Source organism: Paenibacillus sp. 2RAB27 (genome assembly GCF_052115445.1).
Lineage (GTDB): Bacteria > Bacillota > Bacilli > Paenibacillales > NBRC-103111 > Paenibacillus_E.
Genome location: NZ_JBFRGR010000006.1, coordinates 118304 through 144601, shown reverse-complemented (window position 1 = coordinate 144601; position 26298 = coordinate 118304). Strand labels below are relative to the sequence as shown.

Sequence of the window (26298 nt, the reverse complement as noted above, 5' to 3'; positions counted from 1 at the left end):
AAATATCTTGCGTTAGTTTTGTGGGTAATTAGAGACTGGGGCGTTTTTATGGCGCAGCAATATAAAAACAAAAAACTTTCGTCCGCATCATTTGGATGAGGACGAAAGTTTGGAGTTAGTGACTATGTAGACATTTGGAGAGGGAGAGCAAGATCTGCTCTCCCTTCAGCCAGGTGCTCGAATCGTTTTGTAACGATGCGAGTACCTCTTTTCACTGTTTAACCCTTCATAAGCTCATCTAGCTCATCCCAAGACGTAATCCGCGGCAATTCCAGATGTTGATTATAGGATCTGTCCTTCACACAAATGCGGACAGGCAGGTGGGCTAATGTCTCCAGAACGGTCGGTTTATCATCAAAATAATAATCCAACTCCAATGCCTCAATAATATGTACTTTCTCGGAATCACTCATCCCGCAGAAAAAATGCCCCTCTACGACAGGGAATCCATGGTCGAGCAACCATTGTCGTGTGCGCTCCGTATGTTCTTTGGCGCGAGCCGTAATGTAGTACACCTCATGACCTTGCTCCACCAACTTGTTCAAAACCTCACGCGCATGGGGGAATAACGCACAGTCTGAATAATAAATCTCATCACGCAGGCTGTACCACAACTTCCCGCCTTCTTCCTTCGTTAGTCCAAAAGCACTGTGAATTTCCATCGTTGGCAAGGCATGAAACACCTCTAGCCCAATGTCCTGCTGCAGCTTCTGATTATAAATATGAAACGCATGCTCTCTTAGATTAATGAGGGTATCATCAATATCAAATCCAAATTTCACCGTCTCCCCCTCCATTCACCTTGCCTCTATTCCTTTAATTTGATCCCAAAAAGACTTACAAATACCGAAGCCTGTCCTCTAGAAATGATACATCCGCGCAGATCTTCAATACTTACACCTAAGCTTGTAAATTCACATGTGCTGAGGTCGATCCCATCCAGTTTCGTACCCGTAAATTGTGCTTGTTCTAATTGACAAACCTCAAATTGTAGCTTTTGCAAAGTCGCTTCATAAAAATCAGAGTTGTTTAAAGAACACGTATGAAACGTGATTTGTTTGAGATTTGCCATTCGGAAAGTCGAAAAATCCCCTAAACAATCTTGAAAAAGGATGTTTCGTAATGTAGATCCAGTAAGATCCATGCCGATAATTTTGCAATTCCGAAATTCCGTTCGATGTATCGTTGCTTCTGTAAAGTCGACATTCGATAAATCACATCGATCAAAAATAACATCCGTAAATTCAATTTCTTTCATCGCGATTCGTGTAAATGTCACATTGCGAAAAATTACTTTATCAAACGCGACCTTATAGGCTGACTGATTATCAATGATACAATCACTTATGATGCCAGTATGAAAACTATCTTCAGGTTCAAATTTTCCTTCTTGCAAGGTTATGATGGGCAATTCTTTAGGCATTTTAGGTGCATCTAATTTAAGATTACTCATGAAAAACTCCTTAACATAAGGTAATGGGCAAAAAAATAAGCCTTACCGGCTTACCTTTATAAAATGATCATCGTGGATAAGCTGTGCAGCATGAAGAATAAGGATCCCCATTTTCTTTTGATATAATTCCGGCCACGGAAAAGCCTCGTCTTAATCGTAGAAACAGGTAAATTCACTTCTYGACTGATGTCTTCTAAGGACATATCCAAATAATATTTGTAAACAATGAGGTCTTTGTATTTGTCTGGCAGATCTTGAATCATTTGTTCCACCTGGCTATACGTTTCCTGTTCAATAAGCTGAAGCTCAGGCGTTTTCTCATGACTCACCAACTTCTCAATCAGGGGGCGTTCATCTTGGGATGGAAACCCACTTGTATCCATGGAGAGCTCTTTTTTCTTCTTCCGCATCAGATCAATCGTAACATTTTTGCCAATACTAAAGATCCAGCTGGAGAAATTTTTGGTAGCGTCAAATCGATGAGAATTCAAATGTGCACGCAAAAAAGTCTCCTGAACAACATCTTCGGAATCTGATTTATTTCGAAGCATACGAAAAGCTAATCGATAAATTCTGTCCTTATACAGCTCCAGAAGTCGATTAAACGCTTTCGCATCTCCTTGACTCCACATTGTTGCAAGTTGACTATCGCTTAATTGCAGCATGTTAAATCTCCTTCACATAGTAAACTACCTATCTTCTATTCTACCAAATTGAAGCAAAAAAAAGAAACCTTTTCAGGCTTCAAAGATGACTATTTATCGATAAAATTGGACACATATTCCGCTTTCTCTGCACTTGCTATGACGATTAGCGTTACAATAATTCCGAATAAGATAATTCCGCCTACGATCATACCGCGCACCCTCTTCGCTGATTGATACGAAATGATCATCTCTTATCAAAGATATGATGCGCGGCAGTGATTATTCACCGAGATTCATAATAACATATTGCTCAATATGGCTTGCCAATAGGCCGAAGGTTGGCTTTTGGACCTCAACCTGTTCACCAAGCAGTGATTTCACAGCTAAATACGGGAAGTTAATGCCCGATAAACAAGTGACATGTAAACCGCCTGACATCCGCGGATTAATTTCCAACAGCTTCGGTACATCCTGATTGTATTTGACTTGAATATTATAATTGAACGGAATGCGGTAGGTAGCAGCTACCCGATTAGCAAGTTCAATCAGCTCTGGCACTTCCTCCAATAGCCTCAATCGTCCATCCGCCTTACGACGCGGGACAGCCGCAAGAAGCTCACCAGACGCGGAAGCTAAGCAATCGATGCTGTATTCATGGCCACCCAGTACTTCCATAACCATGACGTCATCAAATCGTTCCACAGTCGATAAGTTCTGGTAGGCTTGCTCTTTCGTGAGATACGGCATAACCGGTCCAAACATATCAGTGAGCGCATTTCGCTTATTGCTGATAATCCGAAATCCATTGCCGCCCTCACCATTCGTTGGCTTCATGCAGACGCCATGCCCAGCCGCAGTAAGCGCATCATGCGCTTTAAGAAACTGCTCAGCCGTATTCACCACATGATAATCCGGAATCGCGACGATCCCCTTAGGCCGGATGGACTCGTAAAATTTCTGCTTTTCCATGAGATTTTCTAAGAGCTCCAGATCACGACACACCGTTACGCGTGTACCTATTTTCTCAAACTCATCGATATGTTTGGCAATCGCATACATATGCAGCCTAGGAATAAACACATCAATCCCATGCTGTTTACAAAAATTCAGGGCAAATTCCACATAGTCGTCATCGCCAAGAACAGGCTCTGTATCTGCAAAGTCCGCTGCTTGCAGCGCCATGTGGGTACGATCCGGATGCGTTGCATACATCTTAAACTGAGCCCCATCCTCATTATTACGGATGCTGTTCATGTAATGATAAGCAACAGAGAACCAGCGGTTAAACCATACTTTTTTCATGAGGGCTCCTTTATGAGCAACTTTCGATGCTCGCTATGTGTGGAATGAACAAATGCGGTGATGTCATCAGCTGCAAAAATGCCGGATTCCTCCGTAAATCTGTATATCCCAGACGGGGTCATTTGCTCTTGGCGGAATAACTCTCCATGACCTGGAGCAATCGCATAATCAGCGATGTCTAACAAGCTCTGATCCAGCAGGGAGTCACCGGAAGCAATGACTTTCCGACCATCAAGTATTTGCTTCAGATGAGCAACTGCTGCCCCCTTGCTCACGGCCTCAGGGACAATGTAGACCTTCCTACCTTGAACAGAAGTGCGCCAGCCCTTACTCTTCAACAGTTTGCTCAAATCGGCTATTTCCTGCACAGGCATGCGGTCGCGCTCGACGATATGCGAGTAGAATAACTCATCGCAGAAGCTCGAGCTAATCAACCAATCCTGCTGCAGCACTGCCTGCATGACAGGCAGGACATCCTCGACAGGAGCACTCGTCTCGCTAACACGGGTCCTAACGAGATCTCGCCATTCCGTATCCACTTTGCCATCGATCAACATATTCCCCCCGTTGCTTGTAACCGCATATTGGGGTTTCAGAATTTGACTGATGAGATGTATTCGCTCATATTGGGCAATCGTTCGCGTTGTCACAGGGATGAAAATGAGTTCATTCATCAGCTCTTGTAACCGTTGATACGTGCTGGAGGACATATAAGATCTCACTTTGCCATCGATCAGCTCGGCAACCATGATACGTTCCCCCAAATGCTCCGCTCGCTCTGCTGGTTGGGAGTAGATTAAGGTCTGATCTAAATCACTGGCATAAATCATTCGGCATCCCCTTTCACAGATTGTATGAGGCCGCAACACGAATACGTGAGGCCTGGATACACCTCAATAGGTACACCACGCGCCTCAGCTAGCAGCAAAATATGCCGAATATGCGGATTATCCATGCGATCTACCAAGATCCGCCACGGTACTCTCCGAAGCAACACACGAGTTGTTTCTCCCACACCAGGCTTAATCAAGTTGATATCAGCCATGAGATAGGTCGTCTGAATCGCTTGGATATCCCGTAAGCCATGCCAGGTAATTTCAGGTGGATTAGTCACTAAAGATTGGGCCAACTCCTGGGCTTCCTTAGTCACCTTGTTGAAAAAGGGAACAATCGATTCGATAAAATGATTAGACTGATCGTGATCCAGCCAATCTTTGTAATATTTCGAGCCATGAAAATCATGCGGGCCAATCAAATCATCGCGCAGCACTGTGCGACTCATTAATCCGGAGACTGTCGAGTTCAGACATGCACTCGGAATGAGAAAGTCCTCGCGGGTTCCGAACATGTCTGTACAATGCCCAGGATCGGCGAGTACCGCTAGATCATCGTCTAGGATGATCCCGTAATCCCTTGCCATTTTAACACAAGCTTGGGTAAGCACTTTACGAATGGCCCCCTTGCCTGTCCACCCATCAATGAATTGCAGCCTTGCACCCGGATGTTTCTGCAACATATACAAGAGAGCGTTCTCATCAATCCCTTTACCCCGAATAATTGAGATACTATAATGCGGCAGGTTCATCTGGTGGATATCTTGCAAGTATCGCTTGATCAAAATGCCAACAGGCGTACCCGCTCTAGCCAAGGAAACAAGGACCGTGTTCGCCCCCTTCTTGGTTCGGATAAGCTCAGCAACCACACCTACGGATACAGCTACTTTCTCGGCAGACAGCTCGAGGGTTTCATGATACAGGTTCAAATAATCCGAGGAGGGCAGATGCTCCTGAGGAAGCATTTCGGAATAGTGCGTTCCAGATTGAATAGCTCGCTCTCTAGCTTCTAAGGCGACTTCCAGCTTTATGTTGCTGATATCCTTCAGTAGAAATGTCACATCAGATGGTGGATAACTCCCCATGGGTTGGGGAGCATCTATGCGTTTGGATTGCCAAGCTTCCATACCTTAGCCTCCTTCCAATCGACCGTTTGCGGCGAGAAGAAGACGATATGCAGGGTGTGCAGTCCCTTGGCTTGGAGAATTCGCACAATCGGCTCCATAGACGAAGGGGAAGCTTCTCTCTCCATAAAAAGAAAGATCTCCTGATACGTGCCGTAAGGAATATTGTAGAAGAAGTGCACGACTCGTTCATCCTCTGGCGAGGGGAAAGCGTGGCCATATTTCACTGCATAGTCACCGTGTTCCGTGACATGAATCGGGCTGCGTGTCGTTGATTGGTAAGACACCCCTGCCCCCATCTCAGCGGCAATTCGCATTGGGATATACATAAACTCCCCTGTGCCGACACAGAGTGTCTTAATCCCTGTACGTTTACGCTTAAGCAGCTCGGCCGTCTGCGTAATGGAACGATCCAATTGTTCCGAATTGGAGGGGGTAAGTCCGAACCTTCCGCTATGCTGCAAATAAGGGCGGTTCCCTGCATAAGGAGCATGCGAGAATAGCTGATTCACATAGCAAATTTGCAGATCTGTGCGCTCCTCAAGCAAAGGGCTAGGCGCTTGCAAGGGCAAGCTCTCGCTAGAGCCAACTACCTTCGTATTCCCGCGGATTAATGAGATGACGTGAATCGTAATCTGCAATTCCTGCTCCAACTGGGCAAACTGTAGGATGTCTTCCTCTGTACGCCAATCCAGCAGTGCTAACACGTAGTACATTTTCTTGGGGTATTTCCCTTGCAGGTCGCGAATGATATTAAGCGAGGTACGGCCTGTCGTAATTTCATCATCGACGAGAACGAGAATTTCAGGTTGCGCAAGTATGGCAGGGTCATCGGAATATCCATAGTGATCTGTAGCATGCGAATGCTCTTCTTGGAATTGAAATATGGACGGTGATTCATCGATCACTTCGCGTGTCGTGTGCAAATAATGGCTTCCTTGGCCAAAAGCTTCATAGACCGCATGACCAATGGCCGTCGCTGTTTCCGCAAATCCAATGAAAGCAATAGGCTGCTTTAATGGTAAACGTTCAGACATGATCGCTTTATAGGCCGTTTCCGCTTTATCCGGGTATATTAGCCCCTCAACAGCCAGCCCTACCTTCTCTTCTAACTTCGTTTCTTGTAACACTTCCTGCAATAATATCGCTAAAGTAGTTCCACTTAACAGTGACGTGTACGGATTCACCGGGATATGTTTGCCTAGCACCTTGCTTACAAACAAGAAAGATCGTTTCTTATTAATTCTCGCTGCCATCGCGAATAACGCATCGGGCGGTATGTTGTGGGGATTGGACGTCACGGTGACGTGAAGCTCCAAATCGCCTGCTATTTTATACGTACGCTCGGTTAGGTCCAGTGAGTAATCCATCAAAGGTTTGTTGTTCATGCAGCACCCCATAAACTTGTGATCGTAAAAGAATACGTTTTGCCCAATTGAAATGGGGTTTGAATTCATTCATTTTATTGCCGTAGACACTCTTCATAACCCCAAGGTCGCCATGACTGTTCTTCAGAATGCTTATAGCATCCGTATATTCTTCATGTGTGACCGCATAGAGAGTTTGCACCGGTTTAATGTGCGTAGGATGAATAATTGTTTTGCCGATCAAGCCATTCTCTTTATCGAGCATGACTTCATTTAAGAGTCCCTTCGTCGGGAAATATTCCCATACGGGCCCAGAAATCACGTTGGAGGCTTCCATACGACCAAACATATTAATAATATCAGCGACACAATCCCGTATCGGGGCAATGTCATAAATCGTTCTGTCCGGACTTCGTCTCAGCCCAAATAAGCTTGAAAAGTCAGTAGCGCCAATCCTGATGTTCAAGACCAAATCCTTAAAATTCGTTATAATTTCGTTAATTGCCAGTAAGGTAAAAGTGCGGCTTTCTTTATAAATAATCGAGGCAGATTCCAGAATCGGTAATCCATATAAAATTGGTGCAGATGCCGACTTCTCATCGTTGTAATTTTCTAAAACTTGAAAATAATCCTCGCCATTTTCCACAGTAAATTTCGGGAACACAATACCCGTTAGAAGAGCTACATGCTCTTCCAGTCTCTCTAGTACGTAGTTCAATTGATTTACACTTCTAACACGGATGAATATCAGCGGAAGATTCTCAGCACTTACAATGCCAACTTCCATCCAATGGGCGATCTGATTCATTTGCCCAATAAGCGATTCTTCTGCAGCATGTACTTCGTTATCACCTACAGCATCCTCCAGATCAAGGACAACGGACACCAAGCCTTCAATTTTACCAAAAGCAATATCTTCTGCGAACGAACGTCTGGTCGCTGGCATATACAGCGCAGCACCGACAGAATGAGCTAAAATGTCTTTGTGCGAATGATTATGGAAGGAATTCGGCGGTAAACAAAATAAAGCTTTCTCTTCATCCGCAGTTAAATAATTGAAATATCGCATGCCGATTCCTCCCTCTTTATTTCAATGAGAAAACCTCTATCGCGGCCATTCATGGATGAGCGACCGCGTTTAGAGGTTGGTTTTATCGCCAATATGCAGTTTTCGGTAACCGAAAACTTATACTTTCCTATGTGGTAAACAAATCCCTCCTTAGCGGAGGGATTGCCCATTGGTTACTCGTAAGATTAAATTTAAGATTCTTTTACGGATCCAGACTTGTTCTTTTTACGAAGCATGCTAAGAATGATCGTTCCTCCGAACAAGGCAATAATGACGGAGAAGAAGATCACATGTGAGATGTGGAAGCCGAATGCTCCAGCAATCATTTTAAGACCGATAACGATAATTAAGATAAACGCTGTTCTCTCCAGTTCCGGGATCTTGTCAATGAGCTTCAAGAAGACTTGCGCCACGCCTCTCATCATGAGGACGCCTAAGATACCACCTAAGAACAATACCCACACCTTGTCGCTCACACCAAATGCGGCAAGAACGCTATCGACACTGAACGCGATATCCATGATTTCTACGGCAAGAACGGTACGCCAGAAGGAAAGACCTTTATTCTTGACTTCCCCGCCTTCGTCGCCATGCTTCTTCATGAAGAGGTTACTATAAGCAATCCAAAGGAGATACAACCCACCGGCTACCTTAATCCAGGTAATCTGTACTAAGAACGTACCCACACCAATGGCGATAAACCTAAATATGTAGGCTCCTAATAAACCATAAAATAAAGCTCGCTTCTGCTGTTCCTTAGGCAAATGCTTAACCATTACAGCAAGTACTAGCGCATTATCTGCAGAAAGTAATCCTTCGAGAAGGACGAGTGTACCGATAATCCCCCAGTTTACGGGATCAGTTAGTGTTGACGAGAGTACGTCCCAACTAAAGAAATTCATAAAATTATCTACAAAGCTTTGGAAAAAGTCTGACATTAAGATGGACCCCCTGTTTAATTGCTATTCATCCTTACGCGATCTTCCTCATCTATCTCATTCACCGATTACACAATTCGTCTACTCGGATCATTGAATTCCAATCCATAACGCAACAAAGCTGGTCAAGTGAACACCATTTCTCGAGTTGAATTGATTAAGAAGAGTAGGGAGGTGATGCTCCAGAAAGCACCACCCTATTCCATTAGACTTCTTATTAGGAAGTTTGCAAACCATAATCACGTGCCAAACCTGCTAGTCCGTCTTTATAACCGCTGCCGATTGCACTAAATTTCCACTCACCGTTGTTACGGTAAAGTTCACCGATAACAACACCTGTTTCAATGGAGAAATCCTCGCCAAGATCGAAACGAATTAATTCCGCGCCAGATCCCTCATTTAGCACACGCACATAAGCATTGGAAACTTGTCCAAAGTTTTGCGCTCTTGCTTCCGCATCGTGAATCGTGATGCAGAATGCAATTTTCTCTGTTGTTGCTGGAACTGCGCTTAGATCAATGACGATAACTTCATCGTCGCCATCCCCTTCACCCGTACGATTGTCACCTTTGTGCTCGATGGAACCATTCGCATTTTTAGTGTTGTTGTAGAAAATGAAATCAGATTCATTGGCAACTTTACCAGCAGCATTCGCTGCAAAAATGGAAGCATCCAAGTCGAAATCCTTACCGCCATCATATTTGTTCGTGTCCCATCCTAAGCCAACGATAACTTTCGTCAAGCCTGGGTTTGTTTTCGTTAAATCGACTTTCTGACCTTTAGATAATGAAATAGACATGGGAAATACCTCTCTTTATATAGGATTTGGCTGAGCCATTACTGATATCTTTTGACCAATTGTCCAATGGTTGTGTCTGTGCTACCTTCACCAATTGCACTGAATTTCCATTCGCCGCTATGTCGGTAAATTTCACCAACAATAAGGGATGATTTGCCTGAATAGTCATCAGTTAAGTTAAACTTAACCAACTCTTGTTGATTAGAACCATTCAATACACGGATATATGCTGATTGAATGAGACCGAAATCTTGTTTTCTATTCACACAGTCATAAATATTGACGACGAAAACAATTTTATTCACATCCGCAGGAACTTGTCCTAATTGAATAGCAATCGTCTCATCGTCACCATCGCCTTCTCCGGTACGGTTGTCACCAGAGTGAACGACAGAACCATCAGGGCTTTGTAGATTAGCAAAATAAATCACATGTTTCTGATTCGTGATTCTTCCCTTTTCATCCAATAGAATTGCGGAAGCATCACAATCGATCTCAACTGTCGATTTCTTAGTACCGAAGAACCCCTTTTTCTCAACAACAGCAGGATCCCAACCCAATCCAACCGCAACTTTAGAAAGACCTGCGTTACCTTTTGTTAAATCAATCTTCTGACCTTTGACTAAACTGATTGTCAACGAGGTCACCTCCCTTCGCTTACCTGTTTTAGTGAACTCCCTTATCTGATACGCATAAAATTAAAACACGTTTCACTTTCCTGGGTAAATTATTTGTGAATTCGACTCCTGTAGTCAAAATCCCCCAGAATTCAAAAGAAAAACAGCCACAGGATCCTCCTAGGCTGCGTTTTATCTTATTATAACATTTTACAACTTATGGTATTCAATAATTTTCCACTGGAAGGCTAATCATCCAATGATGAGCTTCTCCTCTGGGTACCGGATGACCGGTTTCTTTTTCCCATTGGTAAACAGGGAGTAAAACAAGAACAATCCGATGCGTCCAATGAACATGAGCACGACGAGTGAGATTTTGCTAGCGGTACCAAGATCTGCGGTAATTCCCGTGGATAAACCACACGTGCCGAACGCAGACGCCACCTCGAATAGGATCGCAGACACTCCCCAACGGTTAGGTTCAGCTATCAGCAGGACGAAGATCCCTCCGAGAAGCAGTGCTATACCCGTTAGGAAAAACACAAAGCTTTTGAGTGAGTCCTCTTGGCTTATCATCCGACTGAATACCTTCGGTTCTTTCTCCCCGCGCGCATAAGCAATAAGGGCAAGGACAATAACGGCTACGGTCGTTGTTCGAACACCGCCCCCCATAGAGGATGGGCTTGCCCCAACAAACATTAAGATAGAAACAAGCAATAAGCTTGCCTCTGTAATGGTAGACATATCAATCGTTGTAAGTCCAGCGCTGCGCGATGTGACGGATGTGAAGAGTGCGGTGATTATTTTCCCATGCCAGCTCATCCCTGCCAACGCATGTGTTCGCTCCGTCAACCAGAAGCCGATCGTTCCGAACAGTAGCAACACCGATGTCGTCACGAGGGTCAGCTTGGTAAAAAGGGAGAAACGGAAATTCTTATGCCCGCCCCACCAATATTCTCGCAACTCAGCCACGACAGGGAACCCAATCCCGCCTAATACAATCAGGAATATCGTAAGCGCCTGAACGAAATAATCACTCGAATAATTCAGCAAGGAGTTGCCGAATAGATCAAATCCAGCATTCGTAAATGCGGAAATGGTATGAAACATCCCATAATACACTGCTTTCCCAATCGACCCGTATTCACCAGTAAAATAAAAATACAAGCCAAATGCCAATGTACTAATCGCCTCTAGAATCAGCGTAAAGCCCAACACTAGCTGCATTAACTGAACCAATCCAGATAAATGGTGGCGATTCTGGTCAATCATAATCATCTTTCGCTGCAGCAATCCGATTTCCTGACAGAACAATAGCCAATAGAAGCTCCCCAATGTCATGACGCCGATCCCACCGAATTGAAAAGCAACGATAAGTACGCCAATACCGAAATTGCTAAGCGTATCCGTGATACCAACCGTCGTCAGACCTGTCACGCTGACTGCACTAACAGATGTAAAGAGGGCGTCCACGAAAGAGATCGTGGCGCCCGGTTTTAAACTAATAGGTAATTTAAGAAGAATAGCAATTAGAAAAATACCAATCACATAAGCGATAACAATATGTCTTGATGCTGGCATTTTCTTTAGTTTATTGAGCATGATTATACCTTCAACTGAGAGTAATAAGATTAGATACTCTTATATTGTCCTTTGAAATGTTCTCCCATCCAAAGGCAAACTTCCCATAAATCTGCAACAGGTTGGTTGGTGAATGGCAAGGTGTGCAAATACCCTGGGGGCCCAAACTCTGGCGTAAAGGTGATTGTCGTTAGTCCTGCCTCCTGCTTCGCTTGTACGATGCTATCCCACCAGCTCATGTGCCTCTGCAATTCGTTTGCATACTCCGGTGCTCTTGGATCTGGCACTTGAGGTCCTTGTGCATAGCCTACTCGGCCATGAATATGCTGGACACGGGAAAAGGTTTTATGCAAATTCTCCTCTTCATTCTCTAAGGTTGTCTCGGCTACACAGCACCAGTGGCTGTAATCGGCTGTTAGGTTGATCCCAGGCACGGCATCTAGCAGTCTGCCTGTTTCCCATGGATTATACAAGGCTCTGCCGCGATGCGTTTCATGACCGATCGCAATCCCGTATCTTTTCTCAATTTCAGCCGCTTCACGAAAGAATTCAACTTGCTCTTCAAAAGGCATCGAATCCTTGGCGCTGTGGGATGTAATGCTAACGGGACGAAATGAAACCGCCCGTGCCACTTGCTCAGCAAAAGAAGCGATATGGTCAGGTCCAGCGGTAAACACCATGGAAATATAGTCCAATTGATTGGCTTCCAACAGCTTTCGGAAGCGATCTTCATCGGCAAGTGTCGGCATCGGTGCCTCAATTCCCACATAACCCGCTGCTGCAATTCGTTCAAATTGGGATTCTAGCGAGCCTTCCATGCCCCACAATGCTTTAAATAATTTGATTTCCATCTTTCATAGCCCTCCTCAACACAATCAATGAGTCAAGCTTAAATCATCTTACATTATTTGACTAGTGCAATTTTCGGACCTCTAGCAGCCTTGTGTAAGGGATGATCTCATTGGTGCTGCTAGTTGCAATGTCCTAACGGACATGATTGACGCTATTGCGGTCAAAGTAGTTCTTTTTAGGAGCTAACGGACGCAGGAGCCGCTATTATGGCAATGATACCCCATATAATGGCATATTTCATAGATTAACGTCTTCTCTGTCCGTTAGTTTTCTTATTTCGTACTTTCCGGTTTAATAGAAGCTCCTGTGGCCGTTAGCCATGAGCAGGATGTCGGAGGTATCAAGCTGTCACATTCCTATTGTTACGACTCATAAACCATAGCGTCAACCAGATAAGTATAAACCCAAGCAGCTGACCTATCGTCAGCTTTTGACCAAATACAAGCCAGTTCATACAGACCCCAACTGCTGGGAATGCAAGTTCAGCTAACGTCGCAAAGAACGCTTTGGTGGTGGACAAGCCTTTATAATAAAGCAGCATGCTGAGCAATCCTGGGAAAAAGGCTTGGAACAGCAGGTTTACCGCGATTATCGTCAACTCACTGCTCGATCCGTTCAATCCCCAATGGTCACCACTTGCTAACAGAACAATCGTCAGAAGTGGAAGTGCCAGCAAGAAGCGAAGTGAGGTCACGACAGGGAAATTCAACTTTTTCTGAAGCAGGAATTTCCCCATCACCGTGGAGCCGCCCCACAAAACAGCCGCCAATATGGAAAATAAGCAGCTTATTGTACCTAAATCCTTCAAACCCATACCAGGTAACCCGAGGCCGAACGTCAACAGATAGGTACCTAACAGGGCCACCCCGATATAGGCGAAAAACTTCGACGGCAACGTCTCTTTGAGCAGCACACGAGCTAGGATAATTGCGAATAAGGGCTGTAATTTCTGTAGAAGCAAGATCGCATTGGCGCTGCCTTGAGAGAAAGCCGCGGTAAATAGAATGGTGGCAATGGCCGATCCACCCCACGAAATGAACAGCAGAACTCCAATAACAGCAAGCGAAAGCTTACCTGTTAACGTACGACGATACTTCATCAATACGGGCACAGCGTAAATGGCCAATAGAACATGTTCGATGAATACGATTTGCGCCGAGGTAAAGCTTTTCAGTAACAAGATGCGAAACAGAGGATCCAGTCCCCACAGGGTTGCGCCAAGAGCGACATACCAGATCCCCCTCATACCACTCGTACGTGTGGGTTGAAGAGTCGCGCCCTTATTTCCAAACTTAAATGCATTTTCCAATTCAAAAACCTCCTAAATAACGGTTTGAATTGAACCTTCTCGAAGAACAATGCCCCCGCTCATGATAATGGCGGGGGCATTGACAAACAGACCTGTTAAATGATGAAATTTAACAAGTTTGTTCTTCACCTTCTCTCATCCGGACTATACCGTCGGCCTTGGAATCACACCAAATCAGTCCCAGCCATTACTGGCTGAGAGTCGCGGGCTGGAGATACACGCATGCATGTATCCTCACCGCCGGTAGGGAATTGCACCCTGCCCCGAAGGTTCATATTCGTTATTTGTAGGTTCTTTTAGTTTCCTTTGGTGTTCATATCGTTACCTAAACCCTTGATATTACTGAGTTTTCATCAGTTCTCAGTTTCCGTTGATGATCCCTTGTTTCCTATAAACTTCATCAAGTATCCTACCAAAATCCTACCACGGTTCCAACCATAATCCTACCAGATTTTCAACCAAAGAAACGCTACATTTGAATGCTATCTTATCACCAGAAAAACAAAAAAAGCAAGGATTTATAATCCCTGCTTCGTTCCACCTTCGAGCCAATTAAAAAACGTTTCTCTAGATACTTTTATGATTCCGCGCTTACCAATTCGTTCAACATGAAATGGTGGTTTTTCAAGTAATTCATATGTCTGTCGCCTGCCGATGGATAAAATACTTTGAATGTCCTTAGCTTCTAACACCAAAGGTAAGTCTTCCTTATTTTTTGTAAACAAAATATCACCTCTTATCTCCGTTAATGGTTATCTTGTATTATCTAATGCTTTTAAGTGCTTGTATAATTACCTTTATTTCAACAAATGTTATTTTGATAAATTAATGTATAATGGCTGATTCTGGACTTTCACCTTGTGGAACAACCCATACTTCCTGATGACTAAAAGTGAATGATATCCCTGCATCAGACATCACCATTGCCATAAGGATCACATTTGCCATTCCTTCAGCTGCATCCGGTGGAACCGCGTTGCCCACGTATTCGCGAGCTTTAGCATCGCTACAACCTTCTAATTGAAATGGCCTGCCATCAGGCAAATGGCTAGGGAACCCTTGAAGTGCTCCAAGCTCATATGTAGTCATCGGACGATGCCACGTTCCATCTTCTGAGATTATGACCATCACGCATCTCTCATTGTGATCAGGAATGCGAGGGTCTGCGATAGCTGTACTTCCTGAATGAACATCCCCAGAACCTGTTACAGTAGTTGCTGGTTCATCCCATTTCTGAACTCCGTATGATCCAGCTCGGGGAGAACAGCCTAGTCGAGGATCATTTATGGATGGTGCTCCACATTGAATATCTGTTTGACCGAGAATTGTATTTGAAGCTTCATTCCAATCCTCGACCCGATAAGTACCGGGATATCGTTGACTTCGAGCATTAAGCATTGGATCAGCTACGGCTATGGCACCACTTCCAAACCTAGTTCCAGTTACACAAGGGGACGTTTCGTCAGCCCTCACGATACGGTACACTCCAGGGTGCCTGCTTTCTCTTTCACTTAACCTTGGATCACCTACACAAAGCGATCCATTATTAGGTCTCATAGCACCTGTTACGGTTGGTGCTGGCTCGTCATTCTTTGACACACGATATATTGATGCATGAGTGCCGCTCTTAAAACCTGTTCTTGGATCATTGACTGCTGACAGTCCATTGCTTCTACCTACTCCAGCGCCGCCAGTGACCGTCCTTCCCGTTTTATCCCAATCATCAACCGCCCAAGCACCAGCTCGTGGTGAATGCTCTAATCTATATTTTTCAAACTCAACTTTCTCAAGGTCCCGCCAATCTCCGCCAGCGGGGATAAATGCTAATCGCTCCCACGTCTTACGTTGAAGCATTGGAACCCTATGCATCGGACCTCCATTAATTTCGTCTCCAGGTAAAGGTAACAGTCCAATTACATCTCCAATTGTCTTGAGTGGCTTAATTTCAGGTTTATATATAAAGGCAGGCATCCTTTTTTCATTCCTTGCAATCAGGAGATACCTTTTTCGGTGCTGCCCTAAACCTCCAATCTCACCGCAATCATGAGTTTCGTCGTTAACCAGATATCCGTATTTCCTTAACGTTGCTTTGATGAGTTGGAGAATCTTTTTGCCTCGCGTCATTATTCGAGGTACATTTTCGAGTAAAAATAACGCTGGAAGCTCCCCTCCATAATCCCTGCAAGCCGCTAGTGAGATATCGATGCCGCGGATCGTCAACAAGTTAAGGGCTTGATATTTCTTGCTACTTGCTGACTTCTCAGGTAATAAGCCACTGAATCCCTTACAAGGTGGAGAAGTGAATATTACATCTGGGACTTGTTCGCCAAAAGCCTTCCATATGTCCCAAGGAGAAGCTTCCTGCCACTCTTTAGGTGGTTCATTTCCGTAGAAGTCTGTATATTGCTGCCGATCAAACAAATCCATCTGCACTGCTTTTCCGCCCGTAATTGCTTCGTAATTTTTGCAAACAACAGGATCTGAATCTATGCTGCACAACGACCTGAACTTTGCGATTTTACCCATGTATTCTGCTCTAGAACCTGAGAAGCCTAAACTTCCTCCACCAATTCCTCCGAATAAAAATGCTGCTGTATATTCAGTTTTCAATTAATCAATCCCCCGGATAACAAGATGGTATTTTAAAGACATCGTCAACAATTGATAAGGTAACTTGGTTTTCATCTTCTTCAAATTCAGGATTCAGTTCTTGTTGTTGTGTCAACTGTTTCATTCCCCTCGTATTCAATGACTACTTCCATATGTGGGCTCTTCTTATTGGGTTCACCTAGAACAGCCTTTAGATCAATGTGATTGAATGTATCATTGGCAATGATTCCGATTTTCCTTAATCCATCAAGTGTCCACTTACCAGCATAGTTATCTGGGTCCCGACCTCGGTTATCTCGGAAGTGGTAGATCAGTTGAACTTTACATTTAATGAGCGGCTTTGCTGGTATAACTTTTTGTGCTTTCGCTTCCCAACCTACTTCTTCTTCCCATTGATTCTTAGCCTTCTGTCGGGCAAAATGATGCATACGCTCGATAACGTTAAGTGATGGGGGAATGGCATGTATCTTTAAAATGATCGTCTTCATGTTCGATATGGAAGTATTAGGTGTAGGGATAACTCATCCTTGCCACGAACAATAATCGGTTCCATCTGGTCATTCAAACAAAGCTCGATTTCCATAGTCCCAATTGCTTTAAGTGCATCAGCAAGGTATTTTCCATTGCAATTAACAGTCAATGCATTGCCGATGTATTTTTTTACATCAACGGTTTCTTTTGCACGCTTTTTTTGTTCCTTAGATTCGATCACAATCCCATCTTTACTAAGGTTTAGTTTAACTAGATTTGACTTGTTCTCTTTTGCTACAATTAGCACTCTTTCCAGTGCCTCAGTAATATCACGCTTATTAACGGTCATCTCTGTTGAGAAGCTAGTCGGAATGAGTCTTTCCGTCTCTGGATAGCTTCCATCTAAGATTCTGGAATAAAAAGTGAATTCATTAGATTTCACGAGTAATGCATTGTGAAAGCTGATTTCCAATTCATCGTCGCCTAGAATCTTGGCAAGTTCTACTAAAACCGAACCATGTAGAACGGTTTGAAAATTTTCTCCTTCGTTTTCAAAATCAATTCGAGCCAGACGATGACGATCACAGGAAACAATCCTTAGAGACCCATCTCGTTGTGCAAACAATGTACCCGTTAGGATAGGCGTTGCTTCATTCGTACTAGTGGCATATGTCGTCGTGGCAATCAGTTCTTTAAAGTCCTTACCTTTCATTCGAATTGATGACTCGTTCACAATTGGAAATGGAGGGTATTCTTCATGATCTAGCACATCTAATTCGTATTCTGATTTATCAGTATGGAGCACAACTTCACGTTTTCTAGTCTCAATAGTTATTAAGCCAGATAGCTTTTTCACAATTTCGGAAAGTTCTTTACCTGGAATTGCTGCTGATCCACTTTCAATGATTACTAAGTTTTCCGAATTAATTACTGGCTTCAGGAATGTTTCAGAATTCCCCGCAACAATTTCAAGACCTGAGGAGTTAGCTGAAAGGATAATATGCGACAGGATTGGAATCACATCTTTCTTTGGTAAAAACTTAGCTGCATTGTCCAAATGCTTACTTAATACAGATTGTTCAATTTGTATTTTCAAATTATTTCCTCCTCGGGAACTGGTGTTCTATTTCAGGGTGTAGCGTTGCATTGGATTACTGTTTAGTATCCATTTCACTTTTTTGCCTAAAACCGCTTATTTTTAATTCTGTAGTCTTCACCGTCAAACTTGATAGGCTTCGTATTCATCATCATCCGTGAAAAGTTCCTTTGCCCGACTTTTCGAGCTAATTCTTCTGACGTTAGATTAGTTGTGTAAATCGTATGCCGTCCGCTTCTGCCATCGATGATCTCAAACAATTTTTCCGTTGCCCATGTCTCGCCTTCTTCTTCCTTTCTTGCTTTCTCTGCTCCGATGTCGTCAAAGGCGAGAATATMCACTTTGGATAGTACGTCCAAAAGTTCAGCCTCTGTAAACTCACTGCTTTTGTTGTATGTGCTTTTAATGATCGTGAGCAGCTTTGGCACAGAGATAAATATTGCCAAGAATCCCCTTGCTTGCAAAGACGTGCAAATCGAGTAGGCAAGATGTGATTTACCTAAACCATACAGTCCTGCGAATAGCAGGTTCTTTGGTCTGTCGAGTGAAAATTCTTGTGCATACTCGATGGAGAGCTCTAACGATTTTTTTAAAACTGGTGTGTCTACTTCAAAGTTATCAAACTTCGCTTTCTCCAAGTCTGGATTTATCGTGCTATAGCGGTCTACCATATGCTTAATTTTCTGCGCTCTTTGATTCCGTTTTACCTCCCGAGCCTGTTCATTCTCCCAGCATACACAGCCACGATTTTTGGTGATCAGTTTTCCCTTGTCTGGTCCGCCTAAGATTGGCATCTGAATTATTACGACTTCGTTTCCGCAACCCTCGCAGATATGTCGACCGATCTCAGAACCCGTAGTCGACCCCGGAATTATGCTTTTCAGAACTTCGCCCATTGACTGAATTTTTTGCACCCCGTTTCTTTAGGTCCTCGCGGTACCAGTTTAGAATCGTTAGATAAGCGCTGCGACTTTTTTGAACTCTTGCGGTCTGTCCACTCAACCAACTTCCAAATCGAATGAAATAGTCTTGAAGTTCATCTTTCAACTGGTTTGAGAGTTTGCGGTACTCTTCATCCGTTAAGAAAACGAAATCAGCATACTTCCGTTTTGATTTGGCGTCGACAGGCGCAACATCTTTTATATCTTCTTCTTTATCTATATCTATTTCTAAATCTAAATCTATACACCGGACATCAGCGGGACCGTCCGGGACATTTCCGGGACATGTCCCTAAAATATCCCCATTTTCAATTTGAGGTTGTTTTTTTGCCGCCCGTTGCTTCGCCTTTCGAATTCTTTCATATTCCTTTACCTTTTCCATGGATTCAACGTTCTGATGCTTTTCCCAATTATTTACGTATATCGCTCCGTCATCCATCGAAATCATTCCGAGTTTCTGAAAAGTTGTTAATGCAAATCTTACTGTATTAATACTTTTCTTGAACTTGTTTGCCAGCATGTCGTCCGTGAACGGTATAGACTCAGTTAACATAATGTATCCACCAGCGTTACTCCTACCTGCAAGTGTCAGTAGGCGAATCCATATAATTATTATTGCATCAGCCTCAGGAAGACTTTCAATAAAATCTATTTTGTCATGTTCGAACATACCCGTGTTTAGCTTTATCCACTTGATGTCAGACACTCTTTATCACCCCAATGGATCAAATACATACCGTCTTCCCTGCCATAGAATGACGCTAGGAAGATTCCCTTGCTTCTCGACTACTGTTACTTCATCCGTGTAGTTTCGCTCTCCAATGACCTCTAGAGCCCGTGATGAGAAGCGAATTCTTGTAATGAGTCCTTCGTCCTGTAACATATTTAGATATTTAAAAACACAAGATGGTGCTTTTAGTCCTACACCTTTGCCGATCTCGCGAAGAGACGGTGAGTAGCCTCTTTCCTGATTGTATTTGCGAATGAATTCTAAAATTGCTGTTTTCATATTATTACTCATGATTGAAACCTTCCCCCACCGATAGATCCATCTGCGAATCCAACATTCATCTTCATTTTTAGCATGTGAATGTTTTCCCGCATGCTATCATATTCATTTCTGTATTTTTGCATAAGACCATAAGCTTCAGCTTCATCGACCTTCAGACGTGCCACCAGCAGCTCTGCGTTCTCTCTCTTGGGCCTTGGTGTCTTAGGGTCAACCATAGCCCTTGCAAACTCAATATCACGGTGTACGTGGAGTAATTTATAGTTGCGGTCATACTCCGCGGACACCTCGCCAATGAGGTATAAACATTTTGAAAGGTATTCGATTTTTTTCATTAAAGGACCTGGATTATCTTCAGGGAGAGGCTTTGTTAATTCTTTGTAACGTTTTATTTCTGATATATAGTGATCAAGATTCATGTCGTGCCACTTCCATTTTTAGATATCCTAATTCAACAGCTGCTGTTCTTATAGCTTCCATTTCCTCTTCTGGGTAACCCCAGTGTGGGCAATATAGACCACCATAACCATTATTGTGGTTTGCATCATCATCCCCAAAGATATAATCTCTAAAGTCATTAACTAAGCCCCATAAGGTTCCACCGTGTGAGAAAGCGTGCTTTTGTTCGCGAGTCTTTCCTTCTTTACCGTTCTCCATCAACATAGGCTCGCCAGTATAATCGTCTGTATACCACAATCGATCATTAGCCCAATGAAAAGCAGCGAATCTGTCATGTTTCTTCGAGTAAAGGAATTTACGTCCTCTGGTACCAATCTCACGAATCAATTGATTTACTAAATCAATCCGCTCTGGATGATCAAAAGGAGTAGATTTAAGATGAGGTGCCGAACTTCCAACTTTACGAACCCTTACTTGCTTGCAGAAATCAATGAAGGTAATGTCCCAACAATCGCTCGCATCTAAAAATTCATCGTATTTAGCAGCTCCTGCTGATTTGGCCGTTTTGAGAATGGTATATGCTGGGTGGTCTCCCCACATCCCAGCTGGGTAGCTAACCTCGAATAAGTTAATCGATTCCAACTAACATAACCTCCTCTCATTTTTGATATCAAGAAATTTCAAAATACTTTTTTACAATATCAGCAACATTGTCATAGTTGTGATGCTTGTCAATTGATTGTGTGACTTCCTTTTTCTGAAAACCTCTACTTTCCCTTCGGCTATCCTCTTTGTAACTCCAACTTTCCCACATCAATTTATTCGCATAATCACTTTGAAGTAAATAAATATCTCCGCTATCATTAATATTGAATCGCGTCCGACTTCCATCTCCTGAGTATTTAGGATCAAGATCACCTAAGTACATTTCCCTTGTGCTAGTTTCTTCCCGCTTGTATGTCATTAGTTCTTTGGCAAATTCCCTTGCTTTATCAAGAAAGTCAGAAGGTCGCTTTACGATGAAAAAATGTCGAGAGTAATAATATTGAGATATGATTAAAACGTAGTTGAACATCTTATTCCTCCTATTATTTCAGTTCATTACCTTTGGATTTAAGTTCTGCAATGAAGCGACTTGGTGCCATCTCTTCAGTCTTACCCCAATTACGAGTCATCTTCGATGATGTAATGGTTAGAAACCGCTTTGCCCTTGTTACAGCTACGAATGCCAACCGCCGCTCTTCTTCCATATCTCGTGTATTACGGCTAGGGAATATCCCCTCATTCATGCCAATTAAGTACACGTTCTCGAATTCAAGTCCCTTGCTACCGTGTACAGTCATGAGCTTAACAGCGTCACGTTCCTCCATGAACTTCTCTTGAATGTCCCTGATCTTTACCCACTTAAGGAACGCTGAAGGGCTGTAATCCTCGCCTGCTTTCTCTTGCCTTTCCGTCCAATATAAGATGTAGGTAAGAGCCTTACTTATGTCCTCTTTCCTATTAAGTAATAAGCGTTCTTCGTAATGATCATCCAGCTTTAACTTTCTGATCAGCATTTGGAAAGCATCTGTTGCAAAGTAGCAGCCCCGTACATCCTCGGCAATACTATGAAGATCACTTCCGTACTGATAAACCTTAGGATCATCCGAACGAATAAGTGCATGCCATAATGGCTCTGAATTTCTTATCGCAACTTCTTCAGCTTCTTGGATTTGCAATTCACTTAGATGCATTTCAGGAAATCGCAGGACCTTTTTGAACGCGAATTCATCTTTCGGGTTAAAAATCCAATCTAGATATGATAGTAAATTTTTCACATCTGGCTGCTTTAGTGGGTCATCTGAGTTACTAATAACCATACAAGGGATGCCCTTGCTTCTTAAGAAGTTCCGCGCTTCCTCTACTAATGCATTCGTTCTGGCCAATACAGCATAGTCAGAATATTTCTCTTTGGGATCTTTTTGCAGGATACCTCTAACTAGAATATCCATTTCAATGTCTTGATCTTGGACAGAGAGGATTTCAACTTCAGGACCTTCTAGAGTGGAAATAAGCGTCTTCTCAGTTTGGAACACGTTATGACTAATCAGGTTATTAGCTGCTTCAACAATCTGCCTTGTTGAACGATAGTTGTGTTCCAGTTTTATTGTTTCGGTACCTGGGAACTCTTGCGGAAACTCCAAGATGTTTTTTACCCTAGCACCGGTGAATGAGTAAATGGTTTGATAATCGTCGCCAACAACAAACAAATTATGCGGGTTATGGAGTTGTAGGAATAGTAGTTGATCATTGCTTGTGTCTTGCATCTCATCAACGTATACATGCTTCCACATTTTCCGATAGTACTCAGAAACATCAGCATGATTCCTAAATAGGTCAACTACCTTTGGGATTAAATTATCGATGTCAACCGCATTGAATCGTTTAAGCTGCCATTGATACTCATTCCAAGCGGACGCTTCTTCGGACATGAACACTTTATCTCTTTTATCAAGAATTTTACTAAAGGTTGTTTTAAATCCGAATTTGGTAAGGATAGCTTTAATAATTTCTTCCCGATCCTCTTGTGAGTAAATCGTGAAATGTTTATCAAGTCCTAAACGTTGACTCCATTCCTGCAATATTCGAACAGCCAAAGCATGGAACGTACAGCAGACTAATTTCTTCGTTTCACTCTCACCGATCAGTGGTTTGAGCCTTTCTTTCATTTCTTTCGCAGCGGCACGAGTAAATGTTATTGCGATGATAGAAGATGTTCCAACACGGCAGTTAAGGTTTAAATGAGCTAATCGGCGGGTGAGGGTACGGGTCTTGCCCGTACCTGCTCCAGCTAACATAAGAATACGTTCCGATTCTGATAATACTGCTTTAGCTTGCTCATCGTTAAGGCCGCTTGTTAAATCTACAGTTGCCATACTTTCCACCCACTCGACTCCACCGGATTGACAACACCTGCAATGAGGATGTTATCCAGTTTATGCGAGATTTCATTTAAACCACTTAGAAGGTTACAAAGGTTCGTTTCATCAAGATGCTCGATATTATCAAGCGCAAGTACCTTTAAAGGCGGATTTGCTCGTTCCAAAAGAGTAACCAAGAAAGCGGATAAGAATAATAATTGCTCACCAGTTGAAAGTACATCAAAATTCGTTTGACGCTCCCCGTTTACCCAACCGAATTGAAAAACTTCTTTACCTGTTTCAGATTCCATTGAAAAGAACACTGGATTTTGTTTCCCCATTAATAGCAGATTTTGATTGATTGAGCGTTCAATGGGGCCAAGAATGCTCTTAACCAGTTCACCTTGTATTCCTTTGGCACCAAGCGCTTCCGCAATACTTTTGCAAGCTGCATGATAGTAGCGTGCTTTACTAGCACTTATCATGGCTGTCTGTGAATTAAGCAGGGTAATCTTCGCCTTCTCCTTCTCCTCAATAACTCGTTCCAGTTCATTTATTTGACTAGTAAGCGCAGCGAACTGTGGCTGGAGTATATCAAGTGGAGCAAGAGTTGGAGCAGGTTCATCCTTAATGCGAATCAATTCACCCTGTAACAAATGCTGAGTGTTCGAATCATTTAGGCGTGACTGTTGAGCTGTTTGTGCTGCAACTCTAATTTTTTCTATTTCGGATCGAATTTGATCATTATCCTTTGATTCCTGTATAAATAATTGATGTAACAGTCTCTTACCAGTTTCTAAGTTGTCTTCCTCTTGCTTAAGCAAGGAGATCTCCGATGACAGTTCAATACGCTTCTTTATTAGTTCATCAAGTTCGATTTGAAGCTTTGGTCCATTCATGGTTACATGCCCCGTGAATTTAGAAAAATCTTTATCACAACTTATTTGATGATGAATGACGCAAATGCCTGCGCCTTTTTCCTGAATATTTTTCAGCACCGTGTTCATTGTATATAGCTCGGCAGTTAATTTAGATTCCTTCACCTTTATTTCATCCAGCTCAGCCAATTTTTCATCTCTGATGAACCGAGCCGCATTAATTCTTTTTTGAAACTCGCTAGATTCCGAACTTATATCCGATTGCTTGATTCGAGATCTTAAATCCTCTACTCTGACTTCATAGTCATTTTCATCTGGGATTTCAAGCTTCGAAACAAGCTTCTGGATATCATCCTGCAACTGGGATATCCGTTCTTGCTTTTGATCCCATTGACGCTTTATTTCCTGCCCAGCTTGTATTTGCCCATGAACATTAGTAAGATCCAGTCGCAACTGTTTAATTTCATCTTTTTTAGCTACAATATCGCGATCAGTCTCTTCCAGTTTATTTTTCATTTCGGCTAGCTCACGAACAGCACCAGTTGCATCATCTTGTTTCTTATTCCAAGCTCTCTGCTGAGTTTCGACCCAAGCAAGCATGGACTGAAGACCGGATGACAAATCATATCCTAGAGGCCATTCATTTAGGCTCTGAGTAATTAGTTCATGAGTCGTTTCGTATAAGTCCCTATTTGCACCTTTTAATTCAGGTGTAAGAAGCTTTTTACTCAGGTGTGCTGACACTTTATTTTTATCCCAGTCATCGTTAGTTATAGGTGACAATGAATAGATAAAGTCTCTACGTTTGGTATCAGACATATCAAGGAACTGCTGAAAATCGAACACAATTGGAAAACTGCCAACTTCACTTACTACCCTTGAATTCATTTGGGTTGCGTTCTTTTCACCTTTATTTGGTGATACAGTCAATGACTCACTATATTTGATATCCTTTGAGCCATCACCCTTTAGCTTCTCCGTACGAGTAATCAATCGATCAAACGAGAAACTATCTAAGCCTATACCTGCTGACATTTCATCACCGGAGCTCAGTTTAAATGTCTCTTGATTAGTTCTACCCTTACCTGGTATGTAACCCACCATGGCTAACTGCACTGCTTGCAGCCGGGTTGACTTGCCAGCACCATTTGGGCCAATGAATATATCCTTACCGGTAAGAGCTTGTTCAATGGTATTTCCTTTGATATTTTTAGTTCGAATGGTCTTAATCATTAGAATCGTGTTCCTCCTTCAGTGGATAAAAGACTGAATTCTGCATTTTCGTGACTATCCTCAGAAGTAGTGCTCACTGTTTCAAGCACTTCTGCACCTTCAACTAATCCCGTTTCCTTATACTCTTTGGATATAGCCTCTAGCTCATTAAGTGACATATCCAACTTATAGCCGACTACCAAGACACTAGCAGACCCATTGACTACTCTGATTTTTGAAGGTGGCATGCTTGGCTGTTGTTTAATTGATGACTTCCATGCAAGCGTCTGAACGATCTTGTCACCATGTTCTTTATTAGAAATCAGATTTTGAATGACTCGAATTGTATCAGTGCAATCATGGCGACCATAAACACCTATGCTTCCTTGAAAAGGAATAAAGATTCCTGATCGTTTTTCTTCATCTGACAAAGATTCCGACATACACAACTTCCCAGCATCTCTGTTAGATTCGATTTTTTGCATTAGCTCTCTGGCAAATCGAACTCGAATATCTAGAAGGACAGTCGCGGAGCTTACTACTAATCCACCTAAGGCAGATTTACCGACTGTTATTTTATGAGACCAAAACTTATCTGCTGTTCCGGTAGCTGGATCTAATTCAATGTAAGGATTGCATACCTCACGGCCATCAGGAAGCTTCATTGTGTCAGGTGTAATAGTCGGGATCCCAGCTACAACATTACACGCTCTATATCCTTCAGCGCTTATTCCCCAGTCGCCATTGTCCAATTGCATCAAGTGCCCATCCAAGTTACTGAGCTTTACAACACCAACAGCTTGATTAACTTTAACGTACAACTGACCATCAGAAACATTAGCAGGAATCCATTCTTGCGGATCTTGAATAGTTACAATTTCACTCATA

The 26298-nt window shown here is 42.9% G+C and carries 27 protein-coding genes and 1 riboswitch; all 27 genes read right to left on the bottom strand.

Going from position 1 to position 26298, the window contains the following annotated elements:
• Positions 1-218: 218 nt before the first annotated feature.
• The 27 genes from AB4114_RS11485 to AB4114_RS11355 all read right to left on the bottom strand — a co-directional run bounded on the left by AB4114_RS11485 (position 219) and on the right by AB4114_RS11355 (position 26297).
• Positions 219-782: a 5' nucleotidase, NT5C type gene (locus AB4114_RS11485; protein WP_441988584.1), complete on the bottom strand. Its 564-nt coding sequence runs from the start codon at positions 780-782 to the stop codon at positions 219-221.
• Between the two features lie 26 nt (positions 783-808).
• On the bottom strand, positions 809-1453 hold the full coding sequence (locus tag AB4114_RS11480) for a pentapeptide repeat-containing protein (protein ID WP_441988583.1): 645 nt from the start codon (positions 1451-1453) through the stop codon (positions 809-811).
• A gap of 56 nt (positions 1454-1509) precedes the next feature.
• Complete coding sequence (locus tag AB4114_RS11475) at positions 1510-2118, bottom strand: sigma-70 family RNA polymerase sigma factor (RefSeq protein WP_441988582.1); 609 nt, start codon at positions 2116-2118, stop codon at positions 1510-1512.
• A gap of 261 nt (positions 2119-2379) precedes the next feature.
• Entirely contained in the window at positions 2380-3402 is a 1023-nt protein-coding gene (locus AB4114_RS11470) for an ATP-grasp domain-containing protein (RefSeq protein WP_441988581.1), read from the bottom strand.
• Positions 3399-4232, bottom strand: coding sequence for an HAD family hydrolase (locus AB4114_RS11465; protein WP_441988580.1), 834 nt, complete (start codon positions 4230-4232; stop codon positions 3399-3401). The genes AB4114_RS11470 and AB4114_RS11465 overlap by 4 nt, the downstream gene beginning before the upstream one ends.
• A complete protein-coding gene (locus AB4114_RS11460) occupies positions 4229-5362 on the bottom strand; it encodes a cysteine protease StiP family protein (RefSeq protein ID WP_441988579.1) in 1134 nt (377 codons plus the stop codon). Before AB4114_RS11460 ends, AB4114_RS11465 begins: the two co-directional genes overlap by 4 nt.
• Positions 5335-6747, bottom strand: coding sequence for a phosphoribosyltransferase family protein (locus AB4114_RS11455; protein ID WP_441988578.1), 1413 nt, complete (start codon positions 6745-6747; stop codon positions 5335-5337). Before AB4114_RS11455 ends, AB4114_RS11460 begins: the two co-directional genes overlap by 28 nt.
• On the bottom strand, positions 6692-7795 hold the full coding sequence (locus tag AB4114_RS11450) for an HpcH/HpaI aldolase/citrate lyase family protein (RefSeq protein ID WP_441988577.1): 1104 nt from the start codon (positions 7793-7795) through the stop codon (positions 6692-6694). Before AB4114_RS11450 ends, AB4114_RS11455 begins: the two co-directional genes overlap by 56 nt.
• Positions 7796-7986: 191 nt before the next feature.
• The gene (locus tag AB4114_RS11445) at positions 7987-8733 is read right to left on the bottom strand and encodes a TerC family protein (RefSeq protein ID WP_441988576.1); all 747 of its coding nucleotides are present in this window, start codon (positions 8731-8733) and stop codon (positions 7987-7989) included.
• A 217-nt stretch (positions 8734-8950) separates the two neighbouring features.
• On the bottom strand, positions 8951-9532 hold the full coding sequence (locus AB4114_RS11440) for a TerD family protein (protein WP_441988575.1): 582 nt from the start codon (positions 9530-9532) through the stop codon (positions 8951-8953).
• A 38-nt stretch (positions 9533-9570) separates the two neighbouring features.
• Positions 9571-10170 carry a TerD family protein gene (locus AB4114_RS11435; RefSeq protein WP_441988574.1) on the bottom strand — a complete coding sequence of 200 codons (600 nt, stop codon included), beginning with the start codon at positions 10168-10170 and terminating at the stop codon, positions 9571-9573.
• A gap of 231 nt (positions 10171-10401) precedes the next feature.
• Entirely contained in the window at positions 10402-11751 is a 1350-nt protein-coding gene (locus tag AB4114_RS11430; RefSeq protein WP_441988573.1) for a TrkH family potassium uptake protein, read from the bottom strand.
• Positions 11752-11780: 29 nt separating this feature from the next.
• The gene (locus AB4114_RS11425) at positions 11781-12581 is read right to left on the bottom strand and encodes a sugar phosphate isomerase/epimerase family protein (protein WP_441988572.1); all 801 of its coding nucleotides are present in this window, start codon (positions 12579-12581) and stop codon (positions 11781-11783) included.
• Positions 12582-12922: 341 nt separating this feature from the next.
• Positions 12923-13828: a DMT family transporter gene (locus AB4114_RS11420; protein ID WP_441988735.1), complete on the bottom strand. Its 906-nt coding sequence runs from the start codon at positions 13826-13828 to the stop codon at positions 12923-12925.
• A gap of 186 nt (positions 13829-14014) precedes the next feature.
• Positions 14015-14166, bottom strand: a riboswitch (FMN riboswitch).
• A 243-nt stretch (positions 14167-14409) separates the two neighbouring features.
• Positions 14410-14616 (bottom strand): helix-turn-helix domain-containing protein, encoded by a 207-nt coding sequence (locus AB4114_RS11415; RefSeq protein WP_441988571.1) that lies wholly within the window; start codon positions 14614-14616, stop codon positions 14410-14412.
• Between the two features lie 100 nt (positions 14617-14716).
• Entirely contained in the window at positions 14717-16501 is a 1785-nt protein-coding gene (locus AB4114_RS11410) for a DNA cytosine methyltransferase (RefSeq protein WP_441988570.1), read from the bottom strand.
• An 86-nt stretch (positions 16502-16587) separates the two neighbouring features.
• The gene (locus tag AB4114_RS11405; protein ID WP_441988569.1) at positions 16588-16989 is read right to left on the bottom strand and encodes a hypothetical protein; all 402 of its coding nucleotides are present in this window, start codon (positions 16987-16989) and stop codon (positions 16588-16590) included.
• A complete protein-coding gene (gene dnaN / locus AB4114_RS11400) occupies positions 16986-18068 on the bottom strand; it encodes a DNA polymerase III subunit beta (protein WP_441988568.1) in 1083 nt (360 codons plus the stop codon). The genes AB4114_RS11405 and dnaN overlap by 4 nt, the downstream gene beginning before the upstream one ends.
• Before the next feature lie 86 nt (positions 18069-18154).
• Positions 18155-18862 carry an ATP-binding protein gene (locus AB4114_RS11395; protein WP_441988567.1) on the bottom strand — a complete coding sequence of 236 codons (708 nt, stop codon included), beginning with the start codon at positions 18860-18862 and terminating at the stop codon, positions 18155-18157.
• A 52-nt stretch (positions 18863-18914) separates the two neighbouring features.
• Positions 18915-19715 (bottom strand): phage replisome organizer N-terminal domain-containing protein, encoded by an 801-nt coding sequence (locus AB4114_RS11390; protein ID WP_441988566.1) that lies wholly within the window; start codon positions 19713-19715, stop codon positions 18915-18917.
• 6 nt (positions 19716-19721) lie between these two features.
• Positions 19722-20030: a LexA family protein gene (locus AB4114_RS11385; protein ID WP_441988565.1), complete on the bottom strand. Its 309-nt coding sequence runs from the start codon at positions 20028-20030 to the stop codon at positions 19722-19724.
• Positions 20027-20437 carry a hypothetical protein gene (locus AB4114_RS11380; RefSeq protein ID WP_441988564.1) on the bottom strand — a complete coding sequence of 137 codons (411 nt, stop codon included), beginning with the start codon at positions 20435-20437 and terminating at the stop codon, positions 20027-20029. Before AB4114_RS11380 ends, AB4114_RS11385 begins: the two co-directional genes overlap by 4 nt.
• Positions 20427-21059: a hypothetical protein gene (locus tag AB4114_RS11375; protein ID WP_441988563.1), complete on the bottom strand. Its 633-nt coding sequence runs from the start codon at positions 21057-21059 to the stop codon at positions 20427-20429. The genes AB4114_RS11380 and AB4114_RS11375 overlap by 11 nt, the downstream gene beginning before the upstream one ends.
• 28 nt (positions 21060-21087) lie before the next feature.
• On the bottom strand, positions 21088-21492 hold the full coding sequence (locus tag AB4114_RS11370; RefSeq protein WP_441988562.1) for a hypothetical protein: 405 nt from the start codon (positions 21490-21492) through the stop codon (positions 21088-21090).
• A gap of 13 nt (positions 21493-21505) precedes the next feature.
• Positions 21506-23335, bottom strand: coding sequence for an ATP-dependent helicase (locus AB4114_RS11365; RefSeq protein ID WP_441988561.1), 1830 nt, complete (start codon positions 23333-23335; stop codon positions 21506-21508).
• Positions 23323-25431: a hypothetical protein gene (locus AB4114_RS11360; protein WP_441988560.1), complete on the bottom strand. Its 2109-nt coding sequence runs from the start codon at positions 25429-25431 to the stop codon at positions 23323-23325. The genes AB4114_RS11365 and AB4114_RS11360 overlap by 13 nt, the downstream gene beginning before the upstream one ends.
• Positions 25431-26297, bottom strand: coding sequence for a hypothetical protein (locus tag AB4114_RS11355; RefSeq protein WP_441988559.1), 867 nt, complete (start codon positions 26295-26297; stop codon positions 25431-25433). The genes AB4114_RS11360 and AB4114_RS11355 overlap by 1 nt, the downstream gene beginning before the upstream one ends.
• Position 26298: the final 1 nt, after the last annotated feature.